This window comes from Bacteroides mediterraneensis (genome assembly GCF_025993685.1).
GTDB lineage: Bacteria > Bacteroidota > Bacteroidia > Bacteroidales > Bacteroidaceae > Phocaeicola > Phocaeicola mediterraneensis_A.
The window spans coordinates 3,803,726-3,822,358 of record NZ_DAJPEN010000001.1 but is presented as its reverse complement, the minus strand read 5'-3'; the positions used below and the strand labels follow the sequence as shown (position 1 = coordinate 3,822,358).

Genomic DNA, 18,633 nt, shown 5'->3' with positions numbered 1-18,633 from the left:
CTTCTTATCCTCGTCCGAATTTCTGCCGATAGGTTTGTGGGGTATATCCCGTATATTTCTTGAAGACTTTTGTAAAGTAGGGGATATCGTCAAAGTTCAGGTAGTAGGCTATTTCCTTTGTAGTCCGCTGGGTGGTAGCCAGCAAATCTTTGGCCTGCTGGATTTTCAGTTCCTGGATATAGTGTGCTGGAGAGAGTCCGGTGTATTCCTTGAACAGTTTGCGGAACCACGAATAACTCATGTGCAGGGCGTCGGCCACTTCTTCCGGGCCGATACCTTTCAACAGGTTCTCGCGGATGAATACCTTGGCTTTGCCGATTTGTTCGGTGGCTTTATTGTCGAACTCATAGTTTTGGGAGTAATACATGGTCATCCCCAAAATGAGGTTGGCAATGCCGGCCAAGTACTGCTGGCAGGCTGATTTTTCTTCCATAGCCACGTGGATGGCCTGTTCGTAGAGTTGTACGATGCTGTCTTGCACGCCGATGTGGTACACCACCTGGTCTTTGGCAAAAAAATTATTCTGGAAACGGCTGTCCATATTGACTCCTTGAAAGCCAATCCAATATTCTTGCCAGCCGGTTTTCTTGTCAGGGAAATAGCTGTGCCATACGTGAGGCTGGAGAATCAGTATATCGCCTTCCTTGATTTCTATAAATGTGTCGGGAGTAGGATAGAAATAACCTTTTCCCCGGGTGATGTAAAGTAGCTGGTAGCTGTCAAGTACTCTTCCGCGTGAGGGGGTAAAGTAAAATGCGTCGGGATGTCCGGTACGAGGGGGATAGATGGGGTAGTTGGGAGGGACGGGCTCCGAACCTACCGTATTCACTGTGATACCCCAGTCAATGTCTCGTGGGCTTCGTATCAGGTATTTATAGTTTATGCTGTGTTTTTCCATTTTTTTCTCCCTTCCCGGACAAAGATAAAAAATCTTGGTTAAACTCTTGAGGCTTTGCGAAAAGGAAAATCAAAAACTTATATTTTAAGGTCATTTCTTCCGCGGGAAGGGGATTTTTTTCTTTCTACTTTTACCACAGTCGTTAACCAAATAAACTTTTAGCATGAATTCCAACTATTTTATTGCATTTGATTTAGGAGCAACCAGTGGTCGGACCATCTTGGGAACATTGACTGGTGAGATACTGACACTGGAAGAGGTGAGTCGTTTCTCGAATCAGATGCTTCAACTGAATGGACATTTTTACTGGAATATTTTTTCTTTGTATGAGAACCTGAAAAAAGGACTGGCTGCCGTGGCGCAGAAGAAAATACCTGTCACTTCTATTGGTATTGATACGTGGGGAGTAGATTTTGCGTTTGTCAACGAAGAGGGGGCTCTTATTGGATTGCCGTATGCCTATCGTGATTCGCAGACTATCGGTAAAAAGGAAGAATTCTTTGAAAAGGTGATGCCGGCGGAAGCGTTGTATGCGAAGACAGGCATTCAGCACATGGATTTCAACAGCATTTTCCAATTGTACGCGTTGAAGCAGCGGAAGGATTTCGGTTTGATGCATGCCCATCGTCTGCTTTTCATGCCGGATGCGCTTTCGTATTTGCTGACCGGGAGCATGGTGGCGGAATATACCATTGCTTCCACTTCTCAGCTGCTGAATCCTGAAACACGTCAGCTGGACGAAAGCTTGCTGGAAGTGCTGGGAGTAAGTAAGTCGTTGTTTGCCGGAATGGTGGCACCAGGGACAAAAGTGGGAGTGCTTACCAAGGATTTGTGTGAGGAACTGCAAATTGAAGCAGTACCGGTAATTGCTGTGGCCGGACATGACACGGCTTCGGCTGTAGCGGCTATTCCTGCGGCTGATAAGAATTTTGCTTATCTGAGTTCGGGTACCTGGTCGCTGATGGGAATTGAAACAGAGGGTCCGGTAGTAAACGAGAAAACTTCACATTATAATATTATGAATGAAGGTGGAGTGGATGGTACCATCCGTCTGTTGAAGAATATTACGGGTATGTGGATAGTGGAACAATGTCTGAAGAAATGGCATAAGGAAGGAACCGATTATACGTATCCGCAGATGGTGGGACTGGCTCAGGCTGCCCGTCCGTTTGTATGTTTCATTGATCCGGATGACCCGGGATTTATCAATCCGCAGGATATGCCGAAGGCCATCTGTGAATATTGCATCCACACCGGACAGGTGGTTCCGCAGACGCATGGCGAGTTTATCCGTGTCATCTTTGAGAGTCTGGCTTTGAAATACCGGGAGGTGCTTGATGTGTTTCGGGAACTGTCGGCCAATCCGATTGAGAAACTGCACATCATTGGGGGTGGTTCACGCAACAAGCTATTGAACCAGTTTACGTCCAATGCCATCAGCTTGCCGGTGGTGGCTGGACCGAGTGAGGCTTCTTCCATCGGCAACATCATGCTTCAGGCAAAGGCTGCCGGGGTGATAAGCTCTTTGCAGGAGATGCGGAATGTAATTTCAGCTAATGTACAGCTTGAGTATTTTTCACCTGCTGAGGCAGCGGTGTGGAACGGGGCTTATCAGAAATATAAAGTAATCATTAAAAAATAACTGTCATGAAAGAACAACTGATTATCAATGCGTATGCAGTAGCGAAAGAACGCTATGCCAAATTGGGTATCGATACAGATGCTGTAATGAACACTTTGCAGTCGGTTCCTCTGTCCATGCACTGCTGGCAGGCAGACGACGTGACTGGTTTTGAATCAAAAGGTTCCTTGACCGGAGGAATCCAAGCTACTGGAAACTATCCGGGAAAGGCTCGTAACATTGAAGAACTGCGTGCGGATATTCTGAAAGCCGCTTCCTTGGTACCGGGCAAGCATCGCTTGAACTTGCACGAGATTTACGGAGAATTTGGCGGTCAGTTTGTAGACCGTGACCAGGTAGAAGTAAAGCATTTTGAAGGATGGATGCAGTGGTCGAAAGAGCACGGCATGAAACTGGATTTCAACTCTACTTCTTTCTCTCATCCGAAGTCAGGTAACTTGTCTTTGGCCAATCCGGACAAGAGCATCCGCGATTTCTGGATTGAACATACCAAACGCTGCCGTGCCATTGCGGAAGAAATGGGTAAGCGTCAGAACGATTCTTGTATCATGAACTTGTGGGTACATGATGGAAGCAAGGACATCACGGTGAACCGCATGAAGTACCGTGCATTGTTGAAAGATTCTCTGGATCAGATTTTTGCACAGTCCTACGACCACATGAAAGACTGCATCGAATCAAAGGTATTCGGTATCGGTCTGGAAAGTTATACTGTAGGTTCCAATGATTTCTATATCGGCTATGGAGTACAGCATCAGAAACTGATTACATTGGATACCGGTCACTTCCATCCGACAGAAAGTGTGGCCGACAAGGTTTCTTCTTTGTTGTTGTATGTGCCGGAACTGATGTTGCACGTCAGCCGTCCGGTTCGTTGGGATTCCGACCATGTAACCATCATGAACGACGATACACTCGACTTGTGCAAGGAAATCGTCCGTTGCGATGCTTTGAACCGTGTGCATATCGGTTTGGACTATTTCGATGCTTCCATCAACCGTATCGGTGCGTATGTAATCGGTATGCGTGCTACGCAGAAGTGTCTGTTGCAGGCCCTGCTCGAACCGTTGACTACGCTGCGTGATTACGAAGAAACCGATCGTGGTTTCCAGCGTCTGGCTTTGTTGGAAGAATGTAAGTCATTGCCTTGGGCTGCCGTATGGGATATGTTCTGCCTGAAGAACGATGTACCGGTAGGCGAGGAATACATTGCCGAGGTTGAAAAATATGAGGTAGAAGTTACTTCCAAGAGAAAATAATCTTACAGTCCGGAGGCGGGGGTATTTCATTTCCGTCATCCGGTCTGCTTAATTTAGTAGCTATGGAAATCGTTGTCGGATTGTTGATTATTGCCGTCGGTGCATTCTGCCAGTCGAGCTGCTATGTGCCGATCAATAAAATAAAAGATTGGAGCTGGGAATCGTATTGGACTGTGCAGGGTGTATTTGCCTGGCTTATATTCCCTTTTCTGGGAGCATTGCTGGCTGTTCCGGACGGGCACAGTCTTTTTGAAGTTTATGCGGCTCACCCTGCCGATACGCTGTGGGCGATGTTTTTCGGTGTACTTTGGGGAGTAGGAGGACTGACTTTCGGGTTAAGTATGCGTTACTTGGGAGTAGCCTTGGGGCAGTCTGTTTCACTGGGTACGTGTGCGGGATTGGGTACGATTTTAACCCCTGTTTTCACTGGTCATACAGAGGAGCTTACCCTACCGGTCATTGCCGGCGTGATAATGACTTTACTAGGTATTGGTATCATTGGGTATGCCGGAAATATGAAATCTGTCAGTCTGAATGAAGAAGAAAAGAAAAAAGCTGTGAAAGATTTCAATTTTACCAAAGGAATTTTTGTAGCTTTACTGGCCGGTTTCATGAGTGCTTGCTTCAGTATCGGACTGGGATTCGGACAGAGCTTGTGCTTCCCGGAAAGTGCAGAAGTGTACAAGACTTTGCCGGCCACTCTCATGGTGACAGCCGGAGGTTTCCTGACCAACATGGTGTATTGTTTTTATCAGAATGCGAAGAACAAGACATGGAATGATTATGGAAAAACCTCCTTGTATGTGAACAATCTGCTGTTCTGTGCGCTGGCAGGGGTGTTGTGGTACAGTCAGTTCTTCGGGCTGAGCCTGGGAAAAGGATTCCTGGTGGCTTCGCCGGTATTGCTGACATTCTCCTGGTGTATTCTGATGTCGCTGAACGTGACATTTTCAAACGTATGGGGAATCATCTTAAAGGAATGGAAGGGATGTTCTTCAAAGACCATCTGGATACTGGTATTAGGACTGGTGGTGCTGATTGTATCTTCTTTCCTTCCACAGCTATTGAAATAAAGAATAAAAGTTAAATGTTTAATATTATGAAATCGATTCTTGAGGGACGTTCGGGCTTGGCGCGCGAAATCAATAAGGTAGCCGAAGTGGCTGGCTATTTGTGGCAAAAAGGATGGGCCGAACGTAACGGTGGAAATATTACGATTAATGTGACGGAGTTTGTAGATGATGAAATCCGCCAGATGCCGGCCATCAGTGAGCCGAAACCCATTGGGGCAGTGTTGCCGCATTTGAAAGACTGTTATTTCTTTTGCAAAGGTACTCAGAAACGTATGCGTGATTTGGCTCGCTGGCCGATGGAAAACGGTTCAGTAATCCGTATCTGTGATGACTGCGCCAGCTATGTGATTATTGCCGACCAGCCGGTGGTGCCGACTTCTGAAGTGGCTTCCCACCTGACGGTGCACAATACACTGGTTGCGGAAGGTGGTCAGAAAAAAGCGACTGTACATACACATCCTATTGAACTGGTGGCTATGAGCCATACGAAAAAGTTCTTGGAAAAAGATGTGCTGACTAATCTTTTGTGGAGTATGATTCCGGAAACGAAGGCATTTTGTCCACGTGGACTGGGTATTGTACCTTATCAGATGCCGAGCTCGGTAGAATTGGCGGATGCTACGTTGAAAGAATTGGACGATTATGACGTGGTGATGTGGGAAAAACATGGAGTGTTTGCCGTAGGTACAGACGTAATGGATGCTTTCGACCAGATTGATGTGTTGACAAAAGCAGCTCAGATTTATATCAATGCCCGTTGCATGGGATTCGAGCCTGACGGAATGACGAAAGAACAGATGCAGGAACTGACGGACGTGTTCCATCTTCCTAAATAATAGATATTAACCTTTTAAACCATGAATTTATGTACAGAATGATTTTGAATGAGACCTCCTATTTTGGAGCCGGATGTCGTGAAGCGATTGCTACAGAAGCTGCTCGCAGAGGTTTCAAGAAAGCTTTTTTTGTGACAGACAAAGACCTGATTCGTTTTCATGTAGCCGATAAGGTGATTGAAGTGTTCGAAAAGGCAGGTATTCCTTACGAAGTATACAGTGATGTGAAGGCCAATCCGACCATTGCCAATGTGCAGCATGGGGTGACTGCCTTTAAGGCTTCCGGAGCTGATTTCATCGTGGCACTGGGTGGCGGCTCTTCCATTGATACGGCCAAAGGTATTGGTATCGTAGTAAACAATCCGGAATTTGCTGATGTACGCTCATTGGAAGGAGTGGCCGATACACGTCATAAGGCAGTCCCGACTTTCGCTCTTCCTACTACAGCCGGAACGGCTGCCGAGGTAACGATTAACTACGTGATTATCGATGAGGCGGCTACCAAGAAAATGGTGTGTGTAGACCCGAACGATATTCCGTCGGTAGCTATCGTTGACCCTGAGCTGATGTATTCCATGCCAAAGGGACTGACCGCTGCAACGGGGATGGATGCCTTGACCCATGCCATTGAAAGTTACATTACTCCGGGAGCCTGGATGATGTCGGACATGTTCGAACTGAAGGCCATTGAAATGATTGCCAAGCACCTGAAAGCTGCTGTAGACAATGGCAGTGATCCGGTGGCTCGTGAGGCCATGTCGCAGGCACAGTACATTGCCGGAATGGGATTCAGCAACGTGGGACTGGGAATCGTTCATTCTATGGCTCATCCGTTGGGAGCACACTATGATACTCCGCATGGAGTAGCCAATGCGTTATTGTTGCCTTATGTCATGGAATACAACGCGGAATCTCCGGCTGCACCTAAGTACTTGGACATTGCCAAAGCCATGGGGGTGGATACCACTGGCATGAGCGAAGCCGAAGGGGTAAAGGCAGCGGTAGAAGCTGTCCGCCAGCTTTCTTTGAGCATCGGTATTCCGCAGAAGTTGCATGAGATTGGAGTGAAAGAGGGGGATTTGCACCAGCTGGCCATCGATGCGTTCAATGATGTCTGCACGGGAGGTAATCCGCGTCCGACTTCAGTAGAAGAAATTGAAGCACTTTACCATAAGGCTTTCTAGTATATTTCACAGCTTTGCTAAATTAGACGTCCGCAGTTTCCGGAGATTTTTTCCTGAAGCTGCGGACGTTATTTTTGTGGATTTCTCAAGTGGGAAAAACGGTTCTTGGGCGAGGATTTATCCTTTGTTTTCCTTGCTCTTCCGCTGTACGATGCGGGCACCGGCAGGTACGCTTTCCGTCACCCAGATGTTACCGCCGATGGTGGCACCTTCGCCGATGGTGATGCGTCCCAGGATGGTGGCGTTGGAATAGACAATCACATTGTCTTCCAGTATCGGGTGGCGGGGAATGCCTTTGATAGGATTCCCTTGCTCGTCGCAGGGGAAGCTCTTGGCCCCCAGAGTAACTCCCTGATACAGCTTCACGTGGTTACCGATGATGCAAGTTGCTCCGATGACCACACCTGTGCCGTGGTCAATGGTGAAGTGGTGTCCGATTTGGGCCCCCGGATGGATGTCGATACCTGTTTCGGAATGGGCCATTTCGGTGATGATTCGTGGAATGAGAGGAACATTGAGCCGGTAAAGTTCGTGGGCAATCCGGTAGTTGGTCACGGCCCGGATGACCGGATAACAGCAGATGATTTCCCCGAAGCACGTGGCGGCAGGGTCACCGTAGTAGGCAGCCTCTACGTCTGTGGCCAGGATGCGACGGATTTCCGGCAGACGGCTGATGAACTCCGCCGCCAGTTGGGTCGCTGTGGCCCGGCAGGGAGACTGACAGTCACATTGTCCCTCGTTTTCCACGCCGAAGCACAGTCCGGCCTGTATCTGTTCGATGAGCAGGGAAAACAGCTCTTCGATGTTGACCCCGATGTGGTAGTTGATGGTCTGGCTGTTGATGGTCGAGTTTCCGAAATAGCCGGGAAACAGGATGGCACGTGCCAGTTCCACAATCCGTTCCAGCGATTTTCCCGAGGGGAGCGGTTCCCCTTCCCGATGCTGATGGAACAGTCCCCGGTAGGATTGGTTATCGGAAAGTTCGTCAACGGCCTTAGTCAGTATATGCGTGTAATCAGTTGGACTCATGGACATTTCATTTTGATAATGGACAAAAGTAGCGATATTTTGTGATGAATCCAATAAAATCCTATTTTTGTGGAAAAATCAGTGCAGTATGGTAATGAACAAGAAAAATCCTTTTGCTTTCAAGGCGAAGCAGAGCCACAAGAAAAAGACAAGTGGAAAACGGGTCGGGAAATCCCGTCCGGAAAAAGCGAATAACCAGTTGAACCGCAGAGTGAAATAATAAGAATCCCCGTTCTTCTCAGACATGACTGAGGTCTTTAAGAAGAACGGGGAGTTTTTTATGGGATAGTAGAACGGATGTGGTGTCCGTTATTCTTCAGCCAATACAAAATCCAGCTGTTTCTTGGCCAAGTTGGCACGGGCCACTTTAATCTTAATCGGGTCGCCGAGGCTGAACTTCTGGTGATGGCGGCGTCCGATGAGGCAGTAGTTCTTTTCGTCGAACTCGTAGAAGTCGTTGCCCAAATCACGCATGGCAATCATGCCCTCGCATTTGTTTTCATTGATTTCCACGTAAAGCCCCCATTCTGTGACTCCGGAAATGACTCCATCGTAGACTTGTCCGATACGTTCGCCCATGAATTCCACTTGTTTGTATTTCACGGAAGCACGTTCCGCACTGGCGGCTGTCTGTTCCATGGCCGAACTGTGTTCGCACAAGGTTTCGTATTTGTCGGCCTGTGCACTCCGTCCTCCTGCCAGGTAGCGGGTGAGCAGACGATGTACCATCAGGTCCGGGTAACGGCGGATAGGAGAGGTGAAGTGGGTGTAATAATCAAATCCCAGTCCGTAGTGTCCGATGTTGTAGATGGAGTAACGGGCCTTCTGCATGGCACGCAAGGAAACTGTTTCTATCAGGTTCTGTTCCTTCTTGCCGTTGATTTCCGTGAGCAGGTGGTTGAGTGACTTGGAGACCTCCACCTTGCTGCCTCCCGTACGGATTTTGTAACCGAAGCGGGCGATGAACTGGTTCAGGTTGTCCAGCTTGTCGGGGTCCGGAAGGTCGTGGATACGATAAGGGAATACCTTCGGCTTCTTGTTCTTGGGTACCTTCCCGACGTATTCGGCCACGGTACGGTTGGCCAGCAGCATGAATTCCTCAATCAGCTTGTTGGCTTCCTTGGAAACCTTGAAATACACGCTGAGCGGTTTCCCGTTTTCGTCAATCTCGAATTTCACCTCGCAACGGTCGAAGTTGATGGAGCCGGCACTCATTCGTTTCTCTCGCAGAATCTGAGCCAGACGGTTCAGTTCCAGAATTTCTTCCTTATAGTCACCTTCTCCCGTTTCAATAATCTGTTGTGCTTCTTCGTATGTGAAGCGGCGGTTGGACTTGATGACGGTGTGGCGGATACGGAAATTCTTCACTTCGGCCTTGTCGTTCATGTTGAAGATGACAGAGTAAGCCAGCTTTTCCTCGTCCGGTCGCAGAGAGCAGATGAAGTTGCACAACCGTTCCGGCAGCATCGGGATGGTGCGGTCGACCAAATAGACGGAAGTGGCACGTTTCACAGCCTCCTTGTCGATGATGCTTCCTTCTTTCACGTAATGTGAAACGTCGGCGATGTGTACGCCTACCTCCCACAATCCCGGTTTCAGGTTGCGGATAGACAGGGCGTCGTCGAAGTCCTTGGCGTCTTTCGGGTCGATGGTGAAGGTCACCACGTCGCGGAAGTCCTCTCGTTCGGCATAGTCTTCCGGTGTGATTTCAGCCGACAGTTTTTCAGCAGCCGCTTCCACAGCCTGCGGATAAGTGTAAGGCAGTCCGTATTCGGCCAGGATGGCATGCATTTCGGTGGTATTGTCGCCGGCTTTTCCCAAAATGTCAATCACTTCTCCAAACGGGTTCTTTGCCTCTTCCGGCCATTCGGTGATACGGACTACAGCTTTGTCGCCGTTCTTTCCGCCTTTCAGCTTGTCCTTTGGGATAAAGATGTCGTTGGCCAGTGTGTTGGCTTCTGTCAGCAGGAAGGCATAATTCTTGGAGACTTTCAATACGCCGACAAACGTTTCGTTGGCATGTTCCAAAATCTCGATTACCTGTCCTTCCAGCTGGCGCTTCTTGCATTTGGCACACAAGGACACTTTCACTTTGTCGTTGTTCATGGCGTGCGCGGAGTTACGTTCGGCAATGAAAATCGGTTCTCCGCCGTCGTCGGGGATAAACGAGTTCTTTCCGTTACTCTTCCGCTGGAAGGTACCGGTCAGAATCTGTCCTTTGTCATTGATTTTATAGCGCCCCTTTTCGATTTCAATCAGGAAATTGTCTTCCACCATTTCCTCTACGACATCGACACAGAGCATTTTTCCCGGATGGGTCGTGAGTTTTAGAGCTTGGAACAACTGCTTGAGGCTGAATGCTTCATTCGGCTTTGTGCGGAAATAGTTGAGCAGCATTTCTACGAGCTCTTTTTTCTTCAGGTGCTTTCCGCCTTTTTTCTCTTTTTTCTTTTTAGCCATGTTGTTTATAGTTTAGAGCCGGCTCCTCTCTTAGTAACCGGCATGTTCAATTATACAAAGAAAGCAAATTCCACGGAATAAACGCGGATTTTTCTGTTAAGATGCTGAAAAACTATTATCTTTGCCGCGTTCTTATTACAAAGTCTGATATGAATGAAGTTGAATCATCCGTCCGCGAGCATGAGATATACAAAGTGACCCTGGTAGGAAGCCTGGTGAACATTTTGCTGGTAGTCTGCAAGTTTGCGGCAGGTTTCTGGGGCAAGAGTGCGGCCATGATTGCTGATGCGGTCCATTCTTTGTCGGATTTGATTACGGATTTAATCGTAATCGTCTTTGTACGCATTTCCAGTAAGCCGGAAGACAAAGACCATGACTATGGGCATGGCAAGTATGAAACGCTGGCTACTTTGCTGATTGGTGCGGCCCTGCTGGCTGTGGGCGTGGGCATTTGCTGGAGTGGAGTGGAGTCGATTGTACGCTTTTTCAGAGGAGAGACATTGCAGTCTCCCGGTTGGATTGCCCTGGTAGCGGCCATTGTATCCATTGTATCCAAGGAAATTTTGTTTCATTATACCCGTATTGTCGGGAAACGTTATAACAGTCCGGCGGTCATTGCCAATGCCTGGCATCACCGCAGCGATGCCTTTTCTTCCATCGGTACGGCCATCGGTATAGGAGGAGCCATCCTGTTGGGCGACAGCTGGCGGGTACTCGACCCGTTGGCGGCAGTGATTGTCAGCGTCTTTATTGTGCAGGTGGCTGTCAAGCAGCTCAAGTCGTGTGTGGACGAATTGCTGGAACGCTCGCTTCCGGACGATATTGAACAGGAAATTACCAAGATTGTCTTGTCGGAGCAGGGGGTGTCAGAACCTCATCATCTGCGTACCCGGCGGATAGGAAGTCATTATGCGATGGACATGCATGTACGCATGGATGGGAATATTCCATTGCACGAGGCACACGAGAAAGCGACCGCAGTGGAGCGTAAGTTAAGAGAAGCTTTCGGAGCAAATACGTATATCAGTATCCATGTCGAACCAGAAAAATAAGCGTATGGAGAAAAATATATTGGTGACCGGTGCCAGTGGCTTTATCGGAAGTTTTCTGGTGGAAGGGGCCTTGGAACGAGGCTTTCAGGTATGGGCAGGCGTGCGGAAAACCAGCAGCCGGAAATATTTGCAGGATGCACGCATTCGTTTTGCGGTGTTGGATTTTACTGATTCCGACCGTTTGGCCAGTCAACTGGAGGAACAGAAACGTTTGCATGGGAAATGGGATTACATCATTCATTGTGCCGGGGTGACCAAATGCCTGGACAAGGCCGATTTTGAAATCGGAAATTATTGGGCTACGCGGCATTTTATTGAGACGCTGAAGCGCTTGGACATGCTTCCCATGAACTTTATTTACATTAGTTCGTTAAGTATATTCGGACCGATACGTGAAAAAGATTACACTCCCATTTGCGAGGAAGATACGCCCCGCCCGAATACGGCGTATGGCCTGAGCAAACTTCATACAGAGGAATACCTGAAATCTTTGTCCGGTTTTCCGTATGTGATTTTCCGTCCTACCGGCGTGTACGGGCCTCGGGAGCGAGATTATTTCCTGATGGCCAAGTCTGTAAAGCAGCATGTGGATTTTGCGGCAGGCTTTAAGCGTCAGGACATCACGTTTGTTTTTGTGAAAGATTTGGTGCAGGCCATTTATCTGGTCATTGAAAAGAATGTCACGGGCCGGGCCTATTTCGTGAGTGACGGGAAAGTGTACAGTAGCCACACGTTTTCCGATTTGATTCGGAAGGAGCTGGGCAATCCGTGGATGGTTCGTGTGGTGTGTCCGTTGTTTCTCTTGAAAGCCATCTCGTTTGTGGCAGAGAATATCGGACGGCTGGCCCGGAAGACCAGTACATTGAACTGTGACAAGTATCGCATCATGAAGCAGCGGAACTGGAGGTGTGACATTTCCCCGCTGGAAAAAGAGTTGGGCTATGTGCCCGAATATCCGTTGGAAAGAGGTGTAAAAGAAATAATTGCCTGGTATAAGAAAGAAGGATGGCTATAGAACTGAAGTTATTTGAACGAGTAGAAAGTGGGAAGGGACTGTTTGCGGTAGAAAGCATCAGCTTGATTTATAATGCCCTGACCTCTATTTTGATTTTGTTGCTCTATCCCCGGATGGACCATCCGGGGACCATGTTGCTGGAACGTCTGGGTATTGTAGTACTGACGTTCGTACTGATTCATTTGTATCAGGCATTTCCCTGCCGGTTGACAGCTTTTATCCGGATGGTGGTGCAGATGTCACTGCTGGCCTACTGGTATCCGGACACGTTTGAGTTCAACCGTCTGTTCCCGAATTTGGATTATCTGTTTGCTTCTGCCGAACAGACCATTTTCCATTGCCAGCCTTCCGTGGAATTCAGTAAGCTGTGTCCGTCGGTATGGTTCAGTGAGCCGTTCAATATGGGTTACTTCTTCTATTATCCCATGATGCTGATTGTGGTGGTGTATTACTTTCTGACCCGGTTTGAGTGGTTTGAGAAAATCTGTTTTGTGTTGGTCACCTCTTTCTTCATTTACTACCTGTTCTATATTCTGGTGCCGGTAGCAGGCCCGCAGTTTTATTTCCCGGCCATTGGGATGGACAAGGTGAATGCTTGTGACTTTACGCCCATCGGCGATTATTTCAACCACAATACGTTCTTGCTTCCGGGGCCCGGATATGAGCATGGATTCTTCTATAATCTGGTGGAGGCCTCTCAGGAAGTGGGCGAACGCCCTACCGCCGCTTTCCCCAGCTCGCATGTGGGTATCTCTACCATTGTGATGATTATGGCCTGGCGTGTGAACCGGAAGCTGGCTTATATCCTTTTCCCGTTCTATGTGTTGCTGTGCTGTGCCACGGTCTACATTCAGGCGCACTACCTGATTGATTCCCTCGTGGGATTGATTACCGCGTTCTTCGTGTACCAGCTGGCTACGCTGATGTACAAGCGGTGGTTTATCTCGCCCGTTTTCAAGCGCATCATGTATTAAGGAGAAAGTCGGTAAGGAGTCTTATTCCTTACCGAATGTATTTTCAATGTGATCTAGGATGGTATTCAACTCCTGGAGTGTCTCTGCACGCAGCATGGCGATGCGGGTGTCCTTGAAGTTGGGAATCCCTTTGAACAGCGGGGAGGCAGCCAGGTGACGGCGCGCGTGCAGAATACCTCTGCGTTCGTCCAGCAGGTTCACGCTGTCGAGCACTTCCTGCCGTAAGACATCCATTCGCCATTTGAAGGAAAGGGGCGGAAGTTCTTCTCCTGTCTCCAGATAATGCTTTACTTCCTTGAAAATCCAGGGACGTCCGAAACTGGCCCGTCCAATCATGATGGCATCCACGCCGTAGCGCTCGAAACATTCTTTGGCACGTTGAGGGGTGGTGATGTCACCGTTGCCGATGATAGGGATGTGCATTCTCGGATTCTTCTTGACTTCTCCGATAAGGGTCCAGTCCGCCTCGCCGGTGTACATCTGGGCACGGGTACGCCCGTGGATGGTCAGGGCCTCAATGCCGCAATCCTGCAATTGTTCCGCTAGTTCCACGATGATTTTGTGTTCCGCATCCCATCCCAGACGGGTTTTTACCGTGACCGGAATCTTGACGGCATCGACCACGGCACGGGTGATTTCCAGCATCTTGGGTACGTTTTGCAACAGTCCTGAACCGGCTCCCTTACCGGCCACCCGTTTCACCGGACATCCGAAGTTCAGGTCCAGAATATCAGGTTGTGCCTGTTCCACGATGCGGGCCGCTTCCACCATCGTATCGGTATCTTTCCCGTAAATCTGGATGGCCACCGGGCGTTCCTTCTCGCTGATGTTCAGCTTTAGCATTGTTTTTCCCACCGAACGGATCAACGCATCGCTCGACACGAACTCCGTGTACACCATGTCGGCACCGAACTGCTTGCACATCAGGCGGAAAGCAGGGTCGGTGACATCTTCCATCGGGGCCAGCAACACTGGCTTTTCTCCTAAATCTATGTTCCTAATTTTCATTGGCTTGATATTGTCGCGCAAAGGTAGTGAAATTTTATTATATCCCGAAAAAACGCTACCTTTGCGCGGTAATATCATAATAGTGGACATGAGTTATACAATCAAAGACTTTGAAATCATGGCACCTGTTGGCTCGCGTGAGTCGTTGGCAGCTGCCCTTCATGCCGGAGCCGATTCCATCTATTTCGGCATTGAGAGTTTGAACATGCGTGCGCGCTCGGCGAGCACTTTTACCATAGAAGACTTGCGTGAAATCGCCAAGGTGTGCGAGGAACACGGGGTGAAGAGTTACCTGACCATCAATACCATCATCTACGATGAAGACATTGAACTGATGCGTAAGATTGTGGATGCGGCCAAGGAAGCTGGCATCAGTGCCGTCATTGCCGCCGATGTGGCCGTGATGGCTTACTGTAACGAAGTGGGACAGGAGGTGCATCTTTCTACCCAGCTGAACATCAGCAACGCGGAGGCGCTGAAGTTCTATTCCCGCTTTGCCGACGTGGTGGTGCTGGCCCGCGAGTTGAACCTCAAGCAGGTGCGCAAGATATACGATGCCATTCAGGAGCAGCAAATCAAGGGCCCGATGGGTGAGCTGGTACGTATCGAAATGTTCTGTCACGGTGCCTTGTGCATGGCGGTTTCCGGAAAATGCTATCTGAGCCTGAACGAACAGAATGCATCGGCCAACCGAGGTGCCTGCATGCAGGTATGCCGCCGGGCTTACATCGTGAAAGACAAGGAAAGTGATATCGAGCTGGAAGTGGACAACCAGTACATCATGTCGCCGAAAGATTTGAAGACCATTCATTTCATGGACGAGATGATTGAAGCCGGTGTCCGGGTGTTCAAGATTGAAGGCCGTGCCCGTGGTCCTGAGTATGTGCGTACCGTGGTGGAATGTTACAAGGAAGCCATCCAGTCGTATCTCGACGGAACGTTCTCCGACGAGAAAGTGGCCGACTGGGATACACGTCTGAAAACGGTGTTCAACCGTGGTTTCTGGAACGGATATTACCTGGGACAACGTCTGGGAGAATGGAGCAAGAACTATGGTTCGGAGGCTACGGAGCGCAAGGTATATGCCGGACGCGGCATCAAGTATTTCTCCAATATCGGAGTGGCTGAGTTCCTGATTGAGGCGGCTGAAATCAAGGTAGGCGACAAACTCCTGATTACCGGTCCGACTACCGGTGCCATGTATGTCACACTGGAGGAGGCACGTGTAGATTTGAAACCGGTGGATGTGGTGAAGAAAGGAGTGCATGTATCGTTCAAGGTACCCGACCGTATCCGTCCCAGTGACCGTCTGTACCGTATGGTGCCGGCAGAAGAACTGAAGGCGAAACGGAAAGAATAATTTGAAGAATCAATAAGAGGAAATCCTGTTCGCGTTTCTGAAATGTGCGGACAGGATTTTTTTGTGAGTATAGGATATGAACAGGTTGGTTAATTACTTGTTGAAATCCTTGTGAATATTATTCAGCTTGTCTTTTACAAATCTTGTATATCAGTGAGTTATTGTTATTCACAGCTTGTGGATAACGTGTGGATAGCAAATAAGTTCTGCCGGGATGATTTGTTTACTCTCGTAATTATTTTACTTTTGCACCACAGAATTTTAAATCCAAATCTAATATGAAGAAGATATATGTAAAAGAGTGGATGTCGTTTCAGCCCTACGGACGTCAGGATGAAATAGATACATATTATGTGAATGTAGCCAACCGTCTTGCTGATTTCTTGAAGACTGCGGTCGGCGAACGGTATTCGGAACACAGCCTTCATGGCATTGCCATTTATTTGACCCTCTGGTTTCAGGACCTCATCACACAGACAGGCATCTGGGAAGCGTTTACCGGCGAATGTCGCAAGCGGTACGGTCAGCCTGTGCCTTTCATGACGCCGGAAGAAGAGAAAGAATATTATCCGGGAGAAGTGAATCCGGAAGACCTGCGTTTTTTGTTGTGGCATTATTTCCAGTCTTTGGAAAAGCAGGCAGGCGGTGTGCTGAATCCCGAGAACCCGGTATTTGAGGATCTGGCTTATCAGCTCTACGATTATCTGTCGGACGAATATGAGGTGGCCCCGGAGAACACCCGCTTGCATGACATGCTGTATGGAGAGCCTTTTGGCGAAAATGATTACATGCGTTATCGCAGCATCTTGGAGTGGTTCCACTTCTGCAGCTATGTAGGGTTTGAAAACCGGAGCGAGTACCAGCATGCGGTGGAGGCGGCCGTCCGTATGGGGAATGTGAATCCAAGTCTCCTGTCGTACGATGTGAAGCAGAACATTCTGTTCGAAGGAAGAAAGAACCTGCTTTCACTGACCTCCGTAGAATGGCTGGCGTTGGTAGGGAAGACTCACCCGGAAGCTGCCCAGTGGGCAGAAGTCAAAGTCGTCCCTCAAGGAATGTATCTTTATGAGGGCGAAGACGAGACTTCGTTGTTTGTGAAAGATTTGTCGGGAGAAGAAGAGGTACAGTTGTCTGTCCGTAAGGACTCTGTGAATATGGACTCTTTGAAAGGCCGGAAGGAAGGCATGACGGTATTGCAGAGCCGATGGGTACAATATGGAGGTACCTGGTGGCAGGACGGTACGCTGGTGGTGTCAGACTATGAGGAAAAGATGAAAGAAGAGTTGGCCCGACAGGCTGCTAAACGTGAAGATATCCGGCAAACCTACGATGCCTTTATGAAAGCATCCGGCGGGAAGCAGTTCGTGTTCTGCCAGTCGGAGGAAGAAGTGCGGGATTTCCTTTTCCGGAAAATGGAGTACAAGGAAAAAGAAGGGATAAAGATGCCGAAGATGGATGCACAGCACGGACTGGTGCTGATGGTTTCTTCGCATACCGGTGTCCATATCCAGATGCGTTTGTGTGAATGCATCTCTTCACCGGAGAACAAGTTTTATGATTCGAAGGAGGCACAGAAGAAGGCCATTTTGTTCCTCTTGAATCCGGAGGTGATTCCGTATGACTTGAGCTGTGCCCTGCAAGATGCCGGCATGTTGCAGGATGCCGGTCTGAACAGCCTGCAAGGCGAAGAACAGGGTCGGGAACTGGTCAAGAAGCATGCCCGTTTCCTGACCGACTACTTCTTTGGAAAATGCAGGGAGAAGGATTGCTGATTACTCGATGATTCCTCCTCCCCATACGGTATCTCCCCGATAGAATGCCGCTGCCTGTCCGCTGGCAATGGAAGCCAGCGGCTCATGCAGCTGGATGTGCAGCCGTCCGTCTTCCAGCAGGGTGACGGTACACCGGTTGGCCTGTTTCCGGTAGCGTATCTTGACGATGACGTCATCGTGTCCAAGCAGGGCTTCGGGATGAATCAGGTTCCAGTGCGTGAGAAACATCTCATTTTTCTCCAGTGCCTGCAGACGGTCACTGAGGATGACTTTATTTTCCGTGGGGATAATATCTTTTACAAAGAGCGCTTTGTTCAGGTGAATGCCCAGCCCCCTCCGTTGTCCGATGGTGTAGAAGGGATATCCCTCGTGTTTCCCCAGGCAATGTCCTTGTTCGTCATAAAAATTTCCGGGTACAATTTCTCCTTCCGGTACATGAGTTTTTAGGAAGCTGCGGTAATCCATCGGGCAGAAACACACGCCCAGGCTGTCGCGCTTGGTAGCCGCTTTCAGGAATCCGCGTGCGGCAGCTATTTCGCGTACCTGGGTTTTGGTCAGTCCGCCCATGGGCAGACACATCCGTTCCAGTATGGATTGGGGAAGCCCCCACAGGAAAAAAGACTGGTCCTTGTCGGTATCTTTCCCACAGGTGATGTGCCAGTAGCCGTCGGTATACCGTTTGTTGACATAATGTCCTGTAGCCAGATGGTAAATGCCTCGTTCGTCGGCCACCTGCGCCAGCAACGGCCATTTCAGGTAGTTGTTGCACAAGGTACAAGGCACCGGGGTGCGTCCGGCCATGTATTCCTGAATGAAATACCGGATGATTTTCTCCTGAAACACGGTGCGGGCATCGTACACCAGATGAGGAATGCCCAGTGAGCGGCACAACTCCCGTGCGTCGTCCAGGTATTCCGTGTTGCCGTCTTTCTCATAAAAACGAAAAGTGATGCCGGTCACTTCATATCCGGCGTCCTGCAAGAGCAACGCTGCCACCGAACTGTCGGTACCGCCGCTCATTCCCAATAAGACTCTGTTGTTTTCTTCCATAGGGCGACAAAGTTACGCTTT

16 protein-coding genes are annotated in these 18,633 nt (G+C 49.0%); 11 read left to right on the top strand and 5 right to left on the bottom strand.

Annotated elements, in window-relative coordinates; all coding sequences use genetic code 11:
* Window positions 1–4: 4 nt before the first annotated feature.
* Window positions 5–898: an AraC family transcriptional regulator gene (locus tag OIM59_RS16300; protein WP_299173018.1), complete on the bottom strand. Its 894-nt coding sequence runs from the start codon at window positions 896–898 to the stop codon at window positions 5–7.
* A gap of 163 nt (window positions 899–1,061) precedes the next feature.
* On the opposite strand from OIM59_RS16300, the gene OIM59_RS16295 reads away from it, so the two are divergent.
* The 5 genes from OIM59_RS16295 to fucO all read left to right on the top strand — a co-directional run bounded on the left by OIM59_RS16295 (window position 1,062) and on the right by fucO (window position 6,892).
* Window positions 1,062–2,540 carry a rhamnulokinase family protein gene (locus OIM59_RS16295; RefSeq protein WP_303897726.1) on the top strand — a complete coding sequence of 493 codons (1,479 nt, stop codon included), beginning with the start codon at window positions 1,062–1,064 and terminating at the stop codon, window positions 2,538–2,540.
* Window positions 2,541–2,545: 5 nt separating this feature from the next.
* Complete coding sequence (locus OIM59_RS16290) at window positions 2,546–3,799, top strand: L-rhamnose isomerase (protein WP_299173012.1); 1,254 nt, start codon at window positions 2,546–2,548, stop codon at window positions 3,797–3,799.
* Between the two features lie 62 nt (window positions 3,800–3,861).
* A complete protein-coding gene (locus OIM59_RS16285; RefSeq protein WP_299173009.1) occupies window positions 3,862–4,872 on the top strand; it encodes an L-rhamnose/proton symporter RhaT in 1,011 nt (336 codons plus the stop codon).
* Window positions 4,873–4,898: 26 nt separating this feature from the next.
* Entirely contained in the window at window positions 4,899–5,708 is an 810-nt protein-coding gene (rhaD, locus tag OIM59_RS16280; RefSeq protein WP_299173007.1) for a rhamnulose-1-phosphate aldolase, read from the top strand.
* Between the two features lie 29 nt (window positions 5,709–5,737).
* Window positions 5,738–6,892 (top strand): lactaldehyde reductase, encoded by a 1,155-nt coding sequence (gene fucO, locus OIM59_RS16275; RefSeq protein WP_303897723.1) that lies wholly within the window; start codon window positions 5,738–5,740, stop codon window positions 6,890–6,892.
* A gap of 117 nt (window positions 6,893–7,009) precedes the next feature.
* Here the strand turns inward: fucO and OIM59_RS16270 are convergent, their stop codons facing one another.
* Window positions 7,010–7,921 carry a serine O-acetyltransferase gene (locus tag OIM59_RS16270; protein ID WP_072541290.1) on the bottom strand — a complete coding sequence of 304 codons (912 nt, stop codon included), beginning with the start codon at window positions 7,919–7,921 and terminating at the stop codon, window positions 7,010–7,012.
* Window positions 7,922–8,009: 88 nt separating this feature from the next.
* On the opposite strand from OIM59_RS16270, the gene OIM59_RS16265 reads away from it, so the two are divergent.
* Window positions 8,010–8,141, top strand: coding sequence for a hypothetical protein (locus tag OIM59_RS16265; protein WP_303897721.1), 132 nt, complete (start codon window positions 8,010–8,012; stop codon window positions 8,139–8,141).
* An 89-nt stretch (window positions 8,142–8,230) separates the two neighbouring features.
* Here OIM59_RS16265 and rnr read toward each other — a convergent pair whose 3' ends face one another.
* Window positions 8,231–10,381 carry a ribonuclease R gene (gene rnr / locus OIM59_RS16260; protein ID WP_303897719.1) on the bottom strand — a complete coding sequence of 717 codons (2,151 nt, stop codon included), beginning with the start codon at window positions 10,379–10,381 and terminating at the stop codon, window positions 8,231–8,233.
* Window positions 10,382–10,530: 149 nt separating this feature from the next.
* Here rnr and OIM59_RS16255 point away from each other — a divergent pair, with 149 nt between their 5' ends.
* From OIM59_RS16255 to OIM59_RS16245, 3 genes are read left to right on the top strand one after another with little or no spacing between them, the layout of a single operon-like run.
* A complete protein-coding gene (locus OIM59_RS16255) occupies window positions 10,531–11,433 on the top strand; it encodes a cation diffusion facilitator family transporter (protein WP_299172998.1) in 903 nt (300 codons plus the stop codon).
* Window positions 11,414–12,448 (top strand): NAD(P)-dependent oxidoreductase, encoded by a 1,035-nt coding sequence (locus OIM59_RS16250; RefSeq protein WP_303897716.1) that lies wholly within the window; start codon window positions 11,414–11,416, stop codon window positions 12,446–12,448. Before OIM59_RS16255 ends, OIM59_RS16250 begins: the two co-directional genes overlap by 20 nt.
* The gene (locus OIM59_RS16245) at window positions 12,445–13,422 is read left to right on the top strand and encodes a phosphatase PAP2 family protein (protein ID WP_072543828.1); all 978 of its coding nucleotides are present in this window, start codon (window positions 12,445–12,447) and stop codon (window positions 13,420–13,422) included. Before OIM59_RS16250 ends, OIM59_RS16245 begins: the two co-directional genes overlap by 4 nt.
* A gap of 21 nt (window positions 13,423–13,443) precedes the next feature.
* Here the strand turns inward: OIM59_RS16245 and dusB are convergent, their stop codons facing one another.
* Complete coding sequence (gene dusB / locus OIM59_RS16240) at window positions 13,444–14,430, bottom strand: tRNA dihydrouridine synthase DusB (protein WP_303897715.1); 987 nt, start codon at window positions 14,428–14,430, stop codon at window positions 13,444–13,446.
* Window positions 14,431–14,518: 88 nt separating this feature from the next.
* On the opposite strand from dusB, the gene OIM59_RS16235 reads away from it, so the two are divergent.
* Entirely contained in the window at window positions 14,519–15,790 is a 1,272-nt protein-coding gene (locus OIM59_RS16235) for a peptidase U32 family protein (protein WP_303897714.1), read from the top strand.
* A 278-nt stretch (window positions 15,791–16,068) separates the two neighbouring features.
* Window positions 16,069–17,562: a DUF3843 family protein gene (locus OIM59_RS16230; protein ID WP_299172989.1), complete on the top strand. Its 1,494-nt coding sequence runs from the start codon at window positions 16,069–16,071 to the stop codon at window positions 17,560–17,562.
* On the opposite strand, the gene mnmA is transcribed toward OIM59_RS16230, so the two are convergent.
* On the bottom strand, window positions 17,563–18,612 hold the full coding sequence (mnmA, locus tag OIM59_RS16225; protein ID WP_303897712.1) for a tRNA 2-thiouridine(34) synthase MnmA: 1,050 nt from the start codon (window positions 18,610–18,612) through the stop codon (window positions 17,563–17,565).
* Window positions 18,613–18,633: the final 21 nt, after the last annotated feature.